Origin of the sequence: uncultured Oceanicoccus sp. (assembly GCF_963968385.1) — a bacterium.
Lineage (GTDB): Bacteria > Pseudomonadota > Gammaproteobacteria > Pseudomonadales > Dasaniaceae > Oceanicoccus.
Genome location: NZ_CAXAHB010000005.1, coordinates 1 through 13,195 on the forward strand (window position 1 = coordinate 1; position 13,195 = coordinate 13,195).

Consider the following 13,195-nt stretch of genomic DNA (forward strand, 5'->3'; position numbering starts at 1 on the left):
TAAAAAGGAATCGCTATGAACCCATCAACAACCGGATTGCCAGATAATATGGCTAAATGTTTAGCCTATGTGTTTGGCTGGATTTCAGGTCTGGCGATTTTCTTTATCGAGAAACAGGATCACTCGGTGCGCTTCCATGGCGCCCAAGCCATTGTATTATTCGGTTCACTAACAATACTGAATATCTTTTTGCCCATTATCCCCGCGCTGGGTCCATTGATTATGATGGTGCTACCGCCGGTATCGTTGATTTTATGGCTGGTATTGATGGTGATGTCACTGGTGGGCAATGCACCCCGGCTACCGGTTATAGCCAATTTTGCTGACCAGTTATTAGCTAAAAGTCATCATAAGATTGATCAGCATGATCAAAACAATAATCAGTAAATAGGCGCTGTTAGATTGCTGACAGGCTAAAGTGAAATTGAATACTAGCGGGTGCCAAATACCACCATGGTTTTACCTTTGGCTTCTACCAGACCCTGTTCCTCAAGGGTGCGAAGTACGCGGCCGACCACTTCTCGCGAACAGCCCACGATTCGACCAATTTCTTGGCGGGTGATTTTAATCTGCATGCCATCGGGATGGGTCATGGCATCGGGTTGTTTGCTAAGGTCCAGAAGCGTGCGTGCAACACGGCCAGTCACATCTAAAAAAGCCAAATCACTGACTTTGCGCGTGGTGGCGCGCAAGTTTTTCGCCATTTGAGTGCTGACGGCAAAGAGAAATTCGGGGTTGGTTTTGCTTACCTCAAGAAATTTGGTATAGCTAATTTCGGCGATCTCGCAGGCGGTTTTGGCTTTAACTTGAGCGCTGCGTAACGGTTGATCATCAAACAGGCCCATTTCACCGAAGAAATCGCCCTTGTTTAAATAGGCGACAATAATTTCTTTGCCATCATCGTCTTCAATCACTACGGTGACCGAGCCCTCAATAATATAATACAGCGAGTCACTACTATCACCGGCATGGATAAGGGTGCTTTTTGCCGGGAAACGATGGTGATCACAATGCGTTAAAAACGCGTCTACATTTTCGATATGTGGACTTAAAGCGGGGCTAACCATCGAACTTTCCTCTTTATTAGGCGGTTATTTTTTATTCTGATCGATCAGAGGCGGTGTAGTGACTAATCAGTATGGCTTAAATATATCGTTTCGCTAGCTTTATGGGGGCAGGCTTAGCTATTTGGCAGGCACTGGGGATATGCTAAGCTTGCTGCCCTTGTCGATGATATGTGGCAATGATTAATAAATAGAACAAGTGAAATAATCAATGAAAGCAACTGTTGAATGGGCAGATGGCGTCAGTTTTGTCGCCAAATCAGAAACTGGTCACCGTGTGGTGATGGATGGTCCGCCGGATTTGGGTGGCCATAATCTGGGCCCACGTCCTATGGAAATGTTATTAATGGGTATGGGTGGCTGTGCGTCTTTTGACGTGCTCAGTATGCTAAAAAAATCCCGTCAGGATGTCGAAAGCTGTGTTGCTGAACTCAGTGCAGAGCGGGCTGATGCAGTGCCGGCCGTGTTTACCAAGATTCATTTAAAATTTATTGTTAGCGGTCGAAACCTTAAAGAGGCTCATGTAAAACGTGCGGTCAGTTTATCCGCTGAGAAGTACTGTTCGGCTTCTATTATGATGGAAGCTGCCGGGGTAGAAGTGACTCATAGTTATGAGTTGGTGGCATTAACGGCTTGATCCGGTTATAACGTGTTTACTAAAGGATATTGTTATGACAATTGATGAAAGTAATCGCCCGGCGCCCACGGCAGGTCTGCGGCATATTGCATTGTTTGTGGAAAGCTTTGAAGAAACGGTGATGTTTTATACCAAGCTGTTAGGTATGAAGATTGAGTGGGAGCCCGATGCCGATAATGTTTATCTGACTTCAGGCAATGACAATGTTGCGCTACATCGTTTTACCGGTGCCGAGCGCCCGCCTGCTCAGCAGCGTCTGGATCATATCGGTTTTATAATTGATAAAATAGATCAGGTTGATCAGTGGTATGAGTTTTTAAAGTCTCACGGTGTGCGGATAAAAAGTGAGCCGCGCACTCATCGCGATGGTGCCCGGAGTTTTTATTGTTTAGATCCTGATGGCACTGTTGTGCAGATGATCTTTCATCCACCGATCAGTGCCGGTTCAGCCGATAGCACGGCATAAACCAAGCCGGTTTAGGTCGCCGGCTTCCAGTCTATGATGTTTAATCACTAGAGCGCGGCAAGAACCGCATCAGCTGCACTGGCTTCAATCCCTTTAGCATCAACACCAAGATAAGTGATTTCGCCGTTATCGACGATCATGGCATAACGCTGGCTGCGTTCGCCCATGCCAAAGTTGCTGGCGTCTAATACCAGACCTAAGGCTTTGGTGTAATCGCCACTACCATCAGCGGCCATAATCAGCGCTTCAGCATTTTGTGCTTTGCCCCAAGCACTCATTACAAAGGCATCATTAACCGACAGGCAAATAATGCTATCAACCCCGTTGGCTTTGATTTTGTCAGCATTGACCACAAAACCGGGAAGGTGAGTCATGGAGCAGCCAGGCGTGAATGCACCGGGTACCGCAAACATAACGACTTTTTTGCCGTCGAATAATTCGCTAATGGTAGCCTGTTGAGGGCCCTCTGCGCCCATCACATTTAAGCTGCCTGCAGGAAGTTTGTCGCCCACTTGTACCGTCATTGTTACTCTCCTTAGAAGTTAGGAAGGGATAAAAAACAAGTGGGTGAATTTTATCAGACTCAGTCGTAAAGACACAGGCCGTCTGACCTTAAGACCGCCAACTCTATTTGTTGATTATTGCCGGGCAAAAAAAAGGGACCGCATTTAAACAGCGGTCCCTTTTTACCATTGCGGTCTGGTCTATCAGGCTTTAGGGCCTGCATTAACAATATCTTCAGACACCTCAAACTTTTTAATATTATCCTGAAACAGCTTGGCCAGTTTAGTGGCTTGCTCGTCATAGCCGGCGTCATTGCCCCAAGCTTTGCGTGGGTTGATATATTTTTCATCAACACCGGGGATGGCGACAGGAATATCCAGATTCAATGCATCGAGGTGCTCGGTTTCAGTATTCAATAGAGAACCGTTTTGAGCAGCTGATACTACAGCCCGTGTCACAGGGATTGGGAAGCGTGAGCCGCTGCCGCCTTCACCGCCAGAGCCGCCGGTCCAGCCGGTATTGATCAGGTAAACTTGTGAATCAAAATCTTCAATACGCTTCATCAATAACTCAGCGTAGTCACCAGCAGGGCGTGGCATAAATGGCGCGCCGAAGCAGGTTGAGAAAGTTGGGTGGATGCCGGCTTCTGCGCCAACTTCGGTAGAACCGACACGAGCGGTGTAACCGGAGAGAAAGTGAAAGGCCGCGGCTTCTTTAGACAAGATAGAGACTGGAGGTAATACCCCTGAAACATCACAAGTCAGGAAGATAACCGTTTTAGGCTCGCCAGCTGCATTTTCAATAACGCGCTTTTCAACATGTTCCAAAGGATAGGAGCAGCGACCGTTTTCACTCAATGTCAGATCGTCATAATCAGCGGTGCGCTGTTCATTCAGTACGACGTTTTCAACGATAGCGCCAAAACGTATTGCATCCCAAATAATGGGTTCGTTTTTCTGGCTAAGGTTGATGGTTTTTGCATAGCAACCACCTTCGATATTAAATACAGCGCCTTTTGCCCAGCCGTGTTCATCATCACCAATCAGGTAGCAAGCTGGGTCGGCCGATAAGGTGGTTTTGCCGGTGCCAGACAAGCCGAAGAATAAAGTGGTGTTGCCTTGTTCATCAACGTTGGCTGAACAGTGCATTGGCATCACGTCTTTTTCTGGCAACAGGAAGTTCTGTACCGAGAACATCGCTTTTTTCATTTCACCGGCATAGCGCATACCTGCCAGTAATACTTTGCGTTGAGCAAAGTTAACTAAAACCACGCCGTCAGAATTTGTGCCGTCACGCTCGGGGTCACACTCGAAGCTGGCTACATTAAGAATGGTCCACTCTTCTTTGGATTTGGGGTTGTACTTGCCGGCTTCAGGGCGAACAAACATATTGTAACCAAACAGACCTTGCCATGCGGTCTCGGTATTAACTACAACCGGGATATAGTGCTCGTCGTGAGCGGCAACATGCAGGGTAGAAACAAAGCGATCTTTCTGCGCCAGATAGTCTTCAACACGATTCCACAGCGCATCAAATTTATCCGCATCGAAAGGGCGGTTAACCGAACCCCAATCAATCGCATCCGCAGTCGACGGTTCTTGCACTACGAAGCGATCTGCCGGAGAGCGGCCGGTGCGCTTGCCGGTGGTGATATAAAGCGCGCCGGTATCAGTCAGTTGACCTTCGCCGCGGAGCAGTGCCTGTTCGATTAACTCGGAGGCAGATAAATTTGTATGTGTGGTCATGCTAATTCTCTTTTCCTGTCTGTTGGCCTTGTGTCCGGGCTGGTTTGGTTCCAGTAATTTGTTGTCAGGGTGCAACATAAGATAGCTGCCTACCGGTACCTGCCTTTTGAGGCGCGCCATTATGGCAAAAAACTTTGGCTGACGCTAACCCCTGAGGCGGGTTTTTATGGCTCTTTTTGAGTAATAAAACTACAGAGATGGTCGCGGCTAGGGCCAGAAAAATGGGGATTTATTTCCGCCAGCGGCGGGGGGTGTTGGCCAACTTATAAAATCCGTTGATTTTGATCTTTGTTGGCACGTAGTAAAACTACAAAAATGCCGCTTAGTGAATAATGTAAAAATTACCGGAGAAAAATTTTAGTGCAGGGTGGTGTCAAATAAATCTGAGATAGCGGCACGATCAAAGCGGTAATGCTGATGGCAGAACTCACAATTGATATCAATGGTGCCCGTTTCTGCAAGAATACGGTCCAATTCTTCTTTGCCCAGCGTGCGCAGTGCGTTTAGTGTGCGGGTCTCGGAGCAGCTACATTGAAAGGCCATTATGTCCGGCTCAAACAGCCGCACTTGCTCCTGGTGGTATAGCCGGTACAGCAGTTGATCAAAAGGCAGTGATAATAATTCTTCCGCGGTCAGGGTCTCCGCCAGTTTGGTGATATGCTGCCAATGCTGTTGCCGTTGTTCGGCGGTGATCGCTTCGCTGGCCGGCAGTTCCTGTAGCATCATCCCCACCGCTTGTTGGCCATTGCTGGCCAGCCAAACCCGGGTGGATAGCTGTTCACTTTGCAGAAAATAAGCTTCCAGACATTCGGATAGATTGTTGCCTTCAAGAGCGACGATACCCTGATAGCGCTGTCCCTGTTTGGGGTCAATGGTGATAATCAGCTGGCCGTTGGCGAGTAATTGGGTGAAATCATGGCTGCTGGCAGCGTCCGCTTCGCGAGCAATCGCCCGAAGCTTATGATCAGAACTGGCCTCGGCCATGATTAGAGGAATTTCACCTTCGCTGCGTGCTTGCAGGGTTAAGGTGCCGTCAAATTTTAGCGTGGCACTAAGCAGGGTAGCTGCAGCTAGGAACTCTCCAAGTAAGTGAGTAACCACTTCGGGGTAATTATGATGGCTAATAGTCTCCTGATAGCTGTTTTCTAGGCGCGTAATTTCACCGCGGATATCAGTATTATCGAAGATAAAGCGTTGTAATTGATCAGTCATGGGCGGGGATTATAGAGGTAGCAGCTTCCCGACACGAGCAGCTTTTTGGTTAGATGGCTATCAATCATGCTGTATTTGTTTAAACCGATGGATTTGGCGACGTTGTTTTTTATTAGGGCGCTGTTGGCTATTTAAACCCAAACCCTTAAAGGCTTTACGTTGGTCGGCCTCAGCGGCCCTGCGTGTTGTGCTGGCTTCGGTTTCGGTATAGAGCAATGCGGCCTCGGTGGCACCCCGGCGCTGTTCAGAGAGTGCGATTACTTCAACTTCTTTTTCATCCCAGCCGGTGCGGATGGTCAGTTTGGCACCGATATCGACATCTTTGCTGACTTTGCTGCGAGCGCCATTGTAGTGAACCTTGCCGCCCTCTATCGCCTGTTTGGCCAAGCTGCGGGTTTTAAAGAAGCGGGCTGCCCATAGCCATTTATCCAACCTGACCTTGGTGGCTGGAAAGGGGTGTTGTGGGTTTTTATCGTCAGTCATGATCCGGTGTTGTTAATGGGCATAATTTCGTCGAAATGCAAAATGGCTGGAAACTCGGTGTGCTCACGTTTGCGCTGCTGACTATCTGGCTGTAGCAGCGTTAACAGGTGTTGAATGCCATAGTCTTGCGCCGATCGCAGCACACTAAGCGTATCATCAATTAATAGGGTGGTTGCCGGATTATAAGGGTGGCGTATTTTTAGTCGCTGCCAAAATTCGCGCTGTTCTTTTGGTCGCTTGAAGTCATGGGAAACCACCAATTTATCGAATAATGGTCTCAGGCCGGTTTTATCCATCTTAATATCCAGACTGTGCTGATGGGCATTGGTCACTAGCATTACCTGCATGGAGCTTTGCTGCAGTTGCTGCAAAAAGCTGAGCACATGCGGCCGAATAGTAATCATATGTTCGACTTCACGCTTGAGGGCCGGAATATCCACTTGCAACTGCTCTGACCAGTAGTCCAGACAATACCAATTTAAGTTGCCGCGCTGTTGTTCAAACCGAGCGGTGAGGTCTATTCGGCATTGCTGTTCATCCTGTTGGTGGATATCGGCAAAGCGCTTGGGCAAATACTGCAGCCAGAAAAAATTGTCGAAATGCAGGTCCAGCAAGGTGCCGTCCATATCGAGCATGACTGTTTCTATTGATTGCCAGTTAATCATTGTGCTTCCTGTCTGTGGACGGCGAATTATGAAGGGGAGCAAGGATTTTGTTAAGTGTAATATCTTGCGGCATACGGTTATAGTGAAGCCAATAAAATAGCAGCAGGGTTAATCCATTGAATTTCGGGCAGAGCGACAAACAGCAAATGGCAGAGCGGTTGCTTGAATTGTGCCAACAGGCAGGGCAGGCGATAGTCGATATCTATCAATCGGCAGAGCCGGTACTTGTCGAGCAAAAACAAGATGGCTCGCCGCTTACTCGAGCGGATAAGACATCTCACGATATTATTAGCCAGGGTTTGGCGAGCCTGACACCGCAATGGCCGGTTTTATCGGAAGAGCAGGCGCTGCCGGATTTTGCCGAGCGCAGTCAGTGGTCACCTTACTGGTTGTTGGACCCGCTCGATGGTACCCGTGAATTTATCGCGCGCAGCGGCGAGTTTACAATCAATATTGCCTTGATTGAGCATCATCGTCCGGTGTTGGGTATGGTTTATATTCCGTTGCAACAGATGGCATACCTTGGCTTGGTTGAAGAAAAAAAAGCGCTGCGGATTGATAACACTGGGCGCAATAATATTGCCTGCAGTGATAAAACATCTGGTGATGTTATCAGGGTGTTAAGTAGTAGTCGCCATGCAGGGCCTGAACTTGAATCTTGTATCGATAAATTGTCCCGGCATTTTCAATCTGTTGACAGGGCCACGGCAGGAAGCGCACTTAAGTTTTGTCGTTTGGCAGAAGGTGCAGCGGATATTTATCCGCGCTTTGCTCCTTGCTGTGAGTGGGACACGGCAGCAGGGCAGGCGGTGCTGGAAGCGGCGGGAGGTTGTCTGGTTGATATGGATTTTAAACCGCTGCAGTACAATCGCAGGGCATCGATCATTAATCCGCATTTCTATGCGCTTGGCGGTGCGCGAAAATCATGGGCTGAAATTTTAAAGGAATAAACCAATCTGCCTAACTTTATAGTCTTAAAACATAAGCCTACTATGTCTTAAGGTTTTAAAAATATTTTCTCTTTCGGTATTATCGATTTTTTTATCAATACTACTTGTTTTTTTTCGTTATAAGGAGGATGTTGGTCGGCCTGAGGCGGTTGCTAAAAATAAAGAGTAATGCGTGGCAAGCCCTCGGCAAGCAAGCCAAAAGCTAACCATGGAATCATGATCCATTAATAATAGTGGACAGACTTGGAGGTGATGATAATGAAAAAGGTAGTTGACTATTTGGAGTTGGAGCTGAATCGCCCGGAAATACGCCACGGTATCCTCGGTAGTGTGGCTCTGCAAAATACAAAATCCGTCAAAGAAAAACTACTACAAGAACTGGTTGAATTGGAAAAACAGATGGAAGTGGTAGAAGCTAAAATAACCACTATTGATTTTTCAATATTGCAAACCTATAAAGAAATGATCCATAGTCGCCGTGTCTTTTTTAATGAGTTAAATCACTGACGGGTATCGGGTTGTAAAAAAATCATTATCACCACGATATCTCGCTGCCATCAAAACTATAAAATTTTCCTGTATCCGATGGCGTGGTGTTTTCTATCAATTGAATTAATTGATCGGCAACATACTCGGGTTTAAAGAGTTTATTTTCAGGCACGTTTTTTTGGTAGGGTTTGGAAAAGTTGGTGTCAGTTGTGCCTGGGTGAAATGCCAAAGCACAGCAGTTAGGATTTTTAAATTGCCATTCCAAACTGATGGTCTTGATCGCCATATTTAGCGCGGCCTTGGAGCAGCGATAGCTAATCCATCCACCGATTTTATTATCTTCGATACTGCCGACTCGTGCAGATAAAGCAACAAAGTGGCTTATACTACTCGATTTCAAAGGCCGGCAAAAATATTTGGCCAATAGTATGGATGCTGTGGTGTTAATCGAAATATTTTTTTGAAAAAAATCAGGGTCGAAATTATTGATGGTTTTTTCCGGATGGTTGCACTCATCGTGCAGTATTCCTATGGCGTTAATCAAAACATCAAGCTGCGGAATATTATCAGCTAAATCACGAATATCTTTTTCAGAAGTTATATCGACTTGATGCCACTTCACCTTGGGTGATTGAGTAATTTTTTGGCCGGTTAGGTAAGTCGCATAGATCGTGTTGGTTAATCTATGTGATAAAAATCGATCAACTAATGCAGCGCCAATACCACCCGAGCCACCAACGATAAGTATATTCAAAGATCTTCCTGTAAAATCCTGCAGTGACTAGCAATGACTCTGATAAAAACTTGGTCTAAAGGATTAAGCAAAATATAGATAATGCTTAAAGACTATTGCATTACAAATTAAGCAATGCTGATTATTGATATAAGTCCGGTTATCTTTACCGCAAGTTCTCATTTGTGAATTGATGTACTTACAAAACCTACGGCGAGCTTTTATATTTGGATTGGTGCTGCCGAATATTACCGTGTCTATTGTGGAAATGATTAGCGGTAGAAATTTTCAAACTATTTGAAAATATGGCGGTATAAAGCGCCTCTCAGGCGGATTGGCTATCGATTCAAGACGGTTATTGCGCTGAACCCCATTAATCAGCTTGGCTTTACATTTGGATTGATTGATGGCAGGATGGCTGTACAAAAAATAAACAACATAATAACAATTAAAAAGAGTATTCCCTCATGCTCAAGAAAACGCTGGCTCTGACGGCCTTAATCCTACCTTTAAATGCCACTGCTGCCATTGTCCCGATAAACTGGATTGGAGTAGTAAACAGTACCACCATTGCTGGAACGGTTGATATAGGCGATACCATAACGGGCCATTTTTCCTATGACGATTCATCATCGTATGGCTCCTATTCTGATGCAGTAACCCAACAGTATGATACTAATCATGACTCAAGCTTTAGTGTGAATGGCTTGAGTGGAACCATTGGTGGAAACGACATATGGGTTTACAACAACCATTCTTCTGTTGGCGACCAATTTGATTCAAGAGGCTTTAACGGCGGTTACACTGGCGATCTGTTGGCAGGGCAATCAGTGAGTCAAATCTTTGTGCGATTTAACGATTCAACGGCTAGCGTCTTTGCCGACACTTCTCTGTTGTCAGAGCTGGATAGTGCACAGTTCAACTTTTCCCATAACTCTCGATTGGATTTGGATAGTGGCAGCGTTGGCTTTTACGTCACTAGCTTTAGTTCCGTCACTGAAGTCCCAGTACCCGCCGCTGGTTGGTTATTTGGTTCGGCCGTTATCGGTTTGTTGCATACCCAAATCGCAAGGCGAGAAAGAGTCGGATCAGCCAAGCATTAAATTAGCGCGAGAAAAATTTCGCCAATCTTTATGTTGCTTATGTTGCATAGGGGCTATAGGGGCTATAGGGGCTATATTAACTTCTGGATATCACTGAAGAAAAAATGGTGCCCGGTCGCGGAATCGAACCACGGACACGGGGATTTTCAATCCCCTGCTCTACCGACTGAGCTAACCGGGCAAATCTGATACGTGAGTTGACCTCTATCTAAACAAATAGGCCAAGTCACAGAAGGCGCGTATTAAACTAGGAAGCAGCGCTTGAGTCAAGGGCGACTAATACCGTTATTTATCCTGCTCCGGCACATAGCCATCGGCTTTGGCATAGTCTTCTCCAGCCATAAATTTATCCATTTGTAGCTGGAGAAACTGGCGATCCTTGGCATCGATCATATTAAGCTGGCGCTCATTGATCAGCATGGTTTGGTGGGCCAGCCATTCTTGCCAGGCTTTTTTAGAGATGGTGGCAAAGATCTCTTGTCCTTTAGCGCCCGGGTAGGGTGGAGTATCTAAGCCCTCAAGCTGTTGTTGATACTTTTTGCAAAAAACCGTGCGTGACATGGCAATTCCGTTAGTTAGATAAATCGTTAGGCAATCTGGCGATCAGCTGTTTAATCGGTGCTGCAAGGCCAATAGTTGCGGGTTGATGCGGGTTATACCAGAGTTGCCGGTCGGCTTCCATGACTAACGACGGTGTGGATGCCAAGGTGATCACTGTAGGACTAATATCCAAATGATAATGGCTAAAGGTGTGGCGGTAGTTATCCCAGCGCTCTAGCCGTTTGGGTGTTTGGCCCAATATAGCCTGACAGTATTCACTGGCATCGTCGTGCTGGTTAATTTGGGGAAATATCCATAGCCCTCCCCAAATCCCGCTAGGCGGTCTTTTTTCCAGCAACAGTTCTCCTTCAGTATTTTTGATAATCAGCATTTGTGTGGTTTTGACCGGCAAGATTTTCTTCGGTTTTTTGCCGGGATACTGCGCCTGACTAGCTTGCTGATTGGCAATACAGTCTTGCTTGAGCGGGCATCGCGGGCAATCAGGTTTGGAGCGGGTGCAAAGCGTTGCCCCCAAATCCATCATCGCCTGACTATAGTCGGCAACACGTTGCTTGGGGGAGTGGGCTTCGGCAAGGTGCCAGAGGTTTTTCAATACCGCTGTTTGTCCGGGCCAGCCCTCAATGGCGTGGTAACGCGCCAGCACCCGTTTAACATTGCCATCAAGGATGGCGGCTGGTAATTGAAAGGCAATAGAGACAATAGCTCCAGCGGTGGAGCGGCCAATACCCGGCAGCTGGCAAAGTTGTTCCACCGTATTTGGAAATTTCCCCTGATATTCATCACAAATCAAAGCGGCTGTCTTGTGAAGATTGCGCGCCCGTGAGTAATAACCCAGCCCTGTCCACAGATGCAAAACCTGATCATCACTGGCCCTCGCCAAATCCTCTACCGTCGGTAGCTGCTGCATAAATTCAATAAAATAAGGGATAACGGTGCTGACTTGGGTCTGTTGCAGCATAATCTCCGACACCCAGACTCGATAGGGGTTGATATCGTGTTGCCAGGGTAGATTTTTACGGCCGGAGTGATCGAACCAGTGCAGTACTCGCTGACTGATATTGATCGAATCTCTGGATTTATTCATGGATGGCGGCCTGTGGACCTGATCTAACGACGATTTTGCGAAGTTCTGGCATGACTTATCGGTTTTATAGGCTATTTTTTACTTTATGGGAGCCACAATAGATGTAATGCTGGCATGCTTTTTTTATAATACTCAATTACTCGCAGAAAATCTGCGGCTCGCAAATACCTTTTGGAGACTCTTTCATGGCTGAGCGTAAAGCCACCGTTAGCCGGGACACCCTGGAAACCCAAATCACCGTATCGATCAATTTAGACGGTAGCGGTGAAGCTCGATTCGAAACTGGCCTGCCTTTTCTCGATCATATGATGGATCAGATTGCCCGCCATGGTTTGATTGATCTGGATATTCAGGCCAAAGGCGATTTACATATTGATGCTCATCACACGGTGGAAGATATCGGTATCACGCTGGGTCAGGCTTTCAACAAGGCCGTGGGCGATAAAAAGGGTATTGTCCGTTATGGCCACGCCTATGTGCCATTAGATGAAGCGCTGTCGCGGGTGGTGATCGATTTTTCTGGTCGCGCCGGTCTGGAATGGCATGTGCCCTTTACCCGTGGCTCGGTCGGTGGTTTTGATGTTGACCTGTTTATTGAGTTTTTTCAGGGCTTTATCAACCATGCCAAAGTGACGCTGCACGTTGATAATTTGCGGGGCAAAAATACCCACCATCAGGCGGAGACAATCTTTAAAGCGTTTGGTCGCGCTTTGCGCATGGCGCTGGCTGCCGATGAGCGTATGGCAGGTATTATGCCGTCCACCAAAGGCAGCTTATAAAAACTGATTGCCGCAACCGGCTGTTTTATCACTCTATACTCGTAAAAAATCAGGATTAGCACTATGGCTAAAAGTACCGTTGCTGTAATCGATTACGGCATGGGTAATTTGCATTCTGTTGCCAGTGCGTTGGCGCATGTGGCTGACAATGTAAAGGTGGTTGTTACTGCTGATGCCGAAACCATTATGCGTGCAGATCGGGTAATTTTCCCCGGCGTTGGTGCTATTCGCGATTGCATGGCCGAGATTGGTCGGCTCGGTGTTGATCAGGTGGTTGCCGAAGTGGCTGCCAGTAAACCGATGTTGGCCATCTGTGTGGGTATGCAGGCGTTAATGCATAGCAGTGAAGAAAATAATGGTGTCGCTTGCTTAGGTTTGTTGCCCGGTGAGGTCAAGTTTTTCGGTGATCCTTTAACGGGGGATAACGGCGAAAAATTAAAAGTACCGCATATGGGTTGGAATCAATTGCATCAAACGGTTGATCATCCTTTGTGGGCCGGTATCGAGCAAGATAGCCGATTTTATTTTGTGCACAGTTATTATGTGCAGACGACCGACTTATCCTTGATCGCGGCAACCGCTGATTACGGTGTCAATATTCATGCCGCACTTTACCGCGACAATGTGTTCGCGGCGCAATGTCATCCAGAAAAAAGCAGTACAGCAGGCTTACAATTGCTGGGCAATTTTTTGCGTTGGGATGGTCAAAGTTAATTTTAT

At 46.8% G+C, this 13,195-nt stretch carries 17 protein-coding genes and 1 tRNA gene; 8 read left to right on the forward strand and 10 right to left on the reverse strand.

Annotated elements, in window-relative coordinates; genetic code table 11:
* Nucleotides 1–15: 15 nt before the first annotated feature.
* A complete protein-coding gene (locus tag AACP44_RS01130) occupies nt 16–387 on the forward strand; it encodes a hypothetical protein (protein ID WP_339338165.1) in 372 nt (123 codons plus the stop codon).
* Between the two features lie 44 nt (nt 388–431).
* Here the strand turns inward: AACP44_RS01130 and crp are convergent, their stop codons facing one another.
* Nucleotides 432–1,067, reverse strand: a complete 636-nt coding sequence (gene crp, locus AACP44_RS01135) for a cAMP-activated global transcriptional regulator CRP (protein WP_339338167.1) — start codon at nt 1,065–1,067, stop codon at nt 432–434.
* Nucleotides 1,068–1,275: 208 nt separating this feature from the next.
* Between crp and AACP44_RS01140 the strand changes: the two genes are divergently transcribed.
* Both AACP44_RS01140 and AACP44_RS01145 read left to right on the forward strand, forming a co-directional pair.
* Entirely contained in the window at nt 1,276–1,701 is a 426-nt protein-coding gene (locus tag AACP44_RS01140; RefSeq protein ID WP_339338169.1) for an OsmC family protein, read from the forward strand.
* A 34-nt stretch (nt 1,702–1,735) separates the two neighbouring features.
* Complete coding sequence (locus AACP44_RS01145) at nt 1,736–2,167, forward strand: VOC family protein (protein WP_339338171.1); 432 nt, start codon at nt 1,736–1,738, stop codon at nt 2,165–2,167.
* A 47-nt stretch (nt 2,168–2,214) separates the two neighbouring features.
* Here AACP44_RS01145 and AACP44_RS01150 read toward each other — a convergent pair whose 3' ends face one another.
* The 5 genes from AACP44_RS01150 to yrfG all read right to left on the reverse strand — a co-directional run bounded on the left by AACP44_RS01150 (nt 2,215) and on the right by yrfG (nt 6,776).
* Entirely contained in the window at nt 2,215–2,691 is a 477-nt protein-coding gene (locus AACP44_RS01150; protein ID WP_339338173.1) for a peroxiredoxin, read from the reverse strand.
* Nucleotides 2,692–2,874: 183 nt separating this feature from the next.
* The gene (locus tag AACP44_RS01155; protein ID WP_339338174.1) at nt 2,875–4,416 is read right to left on the reverse strand and encodes a phosphoenolpyruvate carboxykinase; all 1,542 of its coding nucleotides are present in this window, start codon (nt 4,414–4,416) and stop codon (nt 2,875–2,877) included.
* A gap of 357 nt (nt 4,417–4,773) precedes the next feature.
* The gene (hslO, locus tag AACP44_RS01160; RefSeq protein ID WP_339338176.1) at nt 4,774–5,628 is read right to left on the reverse strand and encodes an Hsp33 family molecular chaperone HslO; all 855 of its coding nucleotides are present in this window, start codon (nt 5,626–5,628) and stop codon (nt 4,774–4,776) included.
* Between the two features lie 60 nt (nt 5,629–5,688).
* Complete coding sequence (locus tag AACP44_RS01165; RefSeq protein WP_339338178.1) at nt 5,689–6,111, reverse strand: S4 domain-containing protein; 423 nt, start codon at nt 6,109–6,111, stop codon at nt 5,689–5,691.
* A complete protein-coding gene (yrfG, locus tag AACP44_RS01170; protein WP_339338180.1) occupies nt 6,108–6,776 on the reverse strand; it encodes a GMP/IMP nucleotidase in 669 nt (222 codons plus the stop codon). The genes AACP44_RS01165 and yrfG overlap by 4 nt, the downstream gene beginning before the upstream one ends.
* 116 nt (nt 6,777–6,892) lie before the next feature.
* On the opposite strand from yrfG, the gene cysQ reads away from it, so the two are divergent.
* Together cysQ and AACP44_RS01180 are read left to right on the forward strand one after the other, a co-directional pair.
* Nucleotides 6,893–7,726, forward strand: a complete 834-nt coding sequence (cysQ, locus tag AACP44_RS01175; protein WP_339338182.1) for a 3'(2'),5'-bisphosphate nucleotidase CysQ — start codon at nt 6,893–6,895, stop codon at nt 7,724–7,726.
* A 258-nt stretch (nt 7,727–7,984) separates the two neighbouring features.
* Nucleotides 7,985–8,233: a hypothetical protein gene (locus AACP44_RS01180; protein WP_339338184.1), complete on the forward strand. Its 249-nt coding sequence runs from the start codon at nt 7,985–7,987 to the stop codon at nt 8,231–8,233.
* Between the two features lie 28 nt (nt 8,234–8,261).
* Here the strand turns inward: AACP44_RS01180 and AACP44_RS01185 are convergent, their stop codons facing one another.
* Complete coding sequence (locus AACP44_RS01185) at nt 8,262–8,969, reverse strand: SDR family NAD(P)-dependent oxidoreductase (RefSeq protein WP_339338186.1); 708 nt, start codon at nt 8,967–8,969, stop codon at nt 8,262–8,264.
* Between the two features lie 446 nt (nt 8,970–9,415).
* Here AACP44_RS01185 and AACP44_RS01190 point away from each other — a divergent pair, with 446 nt between their 5' ends.
* Nucleotides 9,416–10,051 carry a hypothetical protein gene (locus AACP44_RS01190; protein WP_339338188.1) on the forward strand — a complete coding sequence of 212 codons (636 nt, stop codon included), beginning with the start codon at nt 9,416–9,418 and terminating at the stop codon, nt 10,049–10,051.
* Between the two features lie 105 nt (nt 10,052–10,156).
* Here AACP44_RS01190 and AACP44_RS01195 read toward each other — a convergent pair.
* The 3 genes from AACP44_RS01195 to mutY all read right to left on the reverse strand — a co-directional run bounded on the left by AACP44_RS01195 (nt 10,157) and on the right by mutY (nt 11,696).
* Nucleotides 10,157–10,232 (reverse strand) — tRNA-Phe (locus AACP44_RS01195).
* 104 nt (nt 10,233–10,336) lie between these two features.
* The gene (locus tag AACP44_RS01200; RefSeq protein WP_339338190.1) at nt 10,337–10,612 is read right to left on the reverse strand and encodes an oxidative damage protection protein; all 276 of its coding nucleotides are present in this window, start codon (nt 10,610–10,612) and stop codon (nt 10,337–10,339) included.
* Between the two features lie 10 nt (nt 10,613–10,622).
* Nucleotides 10,623–11,696, reverse strand: a complete 1,074-nt coding sequence (gene mutY, locus AACP44_RS01205) for an A/G-specific adenine glycosylase (RefSeq protein ID WP_339338191.1) — start codon at nt 11,694–11,696, stop codon at nt 10,623–10,625.
* 185 nt (nt 11,697–11,881) lie between these two features.
* On the opposite strand from mutY, the gene hisB reads away from it, so the two are divergent.
* Together hisB and hisH are read left to right on the forward strand one after the other, a co-directional pair.
* Complete coding sequence (gene hisB, locus AACP44_RS01210; RefSeq protein WP_339338193.1) at nt 11,882–12,475, forward strand: imidazoleglycerol-phosphate dehydratase HisB; 594 nt, start codon at nt 11,882–11,884, stop codon at nt 12,473–12,475.
* Nucleotides 12,476–12,538: 63 nt separating this feature from the next.
* The gene (gene hisH / locus AACP44_RS01215; protein WP_339338195.1) at nt 12,539–13,189 is read left to right on the forward strand and encodes an imidazole glycerol phosphate synthase subunit HisH; all 651 of its coding nucleotides are present in this window, start codon (nt 12,539–12,541) and stop codon (nt 13,187–13,189) included.
* Nucleotides 13,190–13,195 lie beyond the last annotated feature (6 nt).